Source organism: Bacteroides sp. ET489, from assembly GCF_030518095.1.
Taxonomy (GTDB): Bacteria; Bacteroidota; Bacteroidia; order Bacteroidales; family Bacteroidaceae; genus Bacteroides; species Bacteroides ndongoniae.
Genome location: NZ_JAULLJ010000093.1, coordinates 1 through 2,434, shown reverse-complemented (window position 1 = coordinate 2,434; position 2,434 = coordinate 1). Strand labels below are relative to the sequence as shown.

At 42.6% G+C, this 2,434-nt stretch carries 1 protein-coding gene; it reads left to right on the top strand.

The window, feature by feature from the left end; translation table 11 throughout:
* Positions 1-511 precede the first annotated feature (511 nt).
* Entirely contained in the window at positions 512-2,320 is a 1,809-nt protein-coding gene (locus Q3C19_RS18060) for a reverse transcriptase/maturase family protein (RefSeq protein ID WP_302731219.1), read from the top strand.
* Positions 2,321-2,434 lie beyond the last annotated feature (114 nt).

Sequence of the window (2,434 nt, the reverse complement as noted above, 5' to 3'; positions counted from 1 at the left end):
CAATATAATCCTATCGTCAATCAGCTTATCCGACGGGGAAACCTAACGGGGAGTGTAGCATGCTGATTAAAGCCCTGAGTCTACTAATAGCCAAGTAGCGACTGAAGGGCAAGACGAAACGACATATACAAGGATGAAGCCTTGATTGGTTGAACGATAGTTCGGTGGTACCACATCTTGCAATAGCGGAAGGCTTTTATATACGCTATTTCATAGTACTCTGGCTATTTTGTGCGTTAGTGCAGAGCATTAAGAACCGACTATGACACAGCCGCAATAAGCGGACAAGAACGAAAGTCGCATCCGACAATATGTCACGCTAATAGTTATCAAGTGAAACTAACTGGGGATTGCCTAAGTCAGAACGCCTCAAAGGCTATGAGAGCTGGTCTCTGAATATCTGATATGGCAACGGAGTTCCCATAGTAGTCCGAGCAAGTTAACGGCTTGTACATGGCGAAGGGGAACAGTCCATAACTTTAGTACAAACAAAGGAAAACGTGAGAGACGTATGAGAAATCCCGAGCAAGTATTAAACATTTTAGCTGAACACAGCAACGAGTCAGGTTACAAATACGAACGACTCTATCGTATTCTGTTCAATGAGCAGATGTTCTTAGTCGCATATCAGCGCATTCATGCAAAACCAGGCAATATGACACCCGGTACTGATGGACAGACGGAGGACGGCATGAGCATTGACAAGATACACGCATTAATAGACAGTCTCAAAAGCGAAGTCTATAGGCCTAAACCGGCAAAGAGGGTTTACATACCGAAGAAGAGCGGAAAGTTACGTCCGCTCGGTATCCCTACGTTTGCAGATAAATTAGTGCAAGAGGTAGTGAGAATGGTTCTCGAAGCCATATACGAAGGATATTTTGAACGGACTTCACATGGTTTCAGACCACACAAAAGCTGCCACACGGCACTTAAGAGTCTACAGAATAATTTCAACGGAACAAAGTGGTTCATTGAGGGAGACATAAAAGGTTTCTTTGACAATATCAACCATGGCGTGATGATAGAAATTCTGAGGGAACGCATATCTGACGAGCGTTTCCTTCGGTTAATACGTAAATTTCTCAACGCTGGATATTTGGAAGAATGGCACTTCAATAGAACTTATTCGGGTACGCCTCAAGGTGGAATTATCAGTCCAATACTGGCTAATATCTACTTGGACAAGTTCGATAAGTATATGAAGAAGTATGCACAAGATTTCCATAAGGGTAAAGTTAGACACCGCAACAAGGATATCGGCAGACTGAACAATCGAGTTCACTATCTAAAGAAGAGAATGAAGGAGGTGACGGACGTTGATAAATTGGAAGCAATGCGAGAGGAAGTTCGTAATAAGCAACAGCAAATACTGACTATGCCGAGCGGTAACGATATGGATGAGAATTTCCGTAGATTGAATTATGTACGCTACGCTGATGATTTCCTTATAGGGGTCATTGGAAATAAAGCAGAGTGCGAGAAAATCAAGGCGGATGTTACACAATTTATGCAAGAAAAGCTAAAGTTGGAGATGTCGCAAGAAAAGACCTTGATAACCAACGCACAAGACAGTGCAAAATTTCTCGGCTATGAAATATCAGTCCGTAAAGATTACACAACGCAGAAAAATGCAAGAGGAGAAACTCGTAGACATCGTAATGGTAATGTGATACTACACGTATCACGAGAAGTAATAAAGAAGAAGCTACTGAGTCTTGAAGCCATGAATGTGAAAACACGAAATGGCAAAGAAGTGTGGAGTTCTAAAGGTAGAACATACCTGATAGACAATGAGCCACAAGATATAGTAGCACGTTTCAACACAGAAATCAGAGGATTCTACAACTACTACTCCATTGCAAACAATGCATCGGCACTTGGACGTTCATTTGGATGTATCATGAGGTTCAGTATGCTAAAGACATTTGCGCAAAAACTTAACAGTTCCGTCAGAACCATAACAAACAAGTATCGTGAAGATGATAAATTTGTGGTGTGGTATACGGACAAGAAAGGCGAACGCAAACCAAGGGTGTTTTACAATGAGGGCTTCAAGCGTATTACCGAATTGGGAACTCAAAAATGTGATAACTTGCCCTACCTGTTCAACACTCCATCTATGAGTCTGGTCGAAAGACTGACTGCAAATAAGTGTGAGTTGTGCGGAAAAGAAGGAAATGTTGTGTCACACCACGTCAGGAAACTCTCAGAATTAAGAGGCAAAACCGAATGGGAACGTAAAATGCTCAAAATGCATAGAAAATCTTTAATCGTCTGTGCAGAATGTCATAACATGATTCATGCGGAGAATAGCTAAAATGCCGTTATGGGCGGAGAGCCGTATACATGGAGACGTGTACGTACGGTTCGGAGGCAGGCTGTCGGAAACCTACCACCGTAAGGTGGCATGGCGCCGACAGCCGAGCCTACA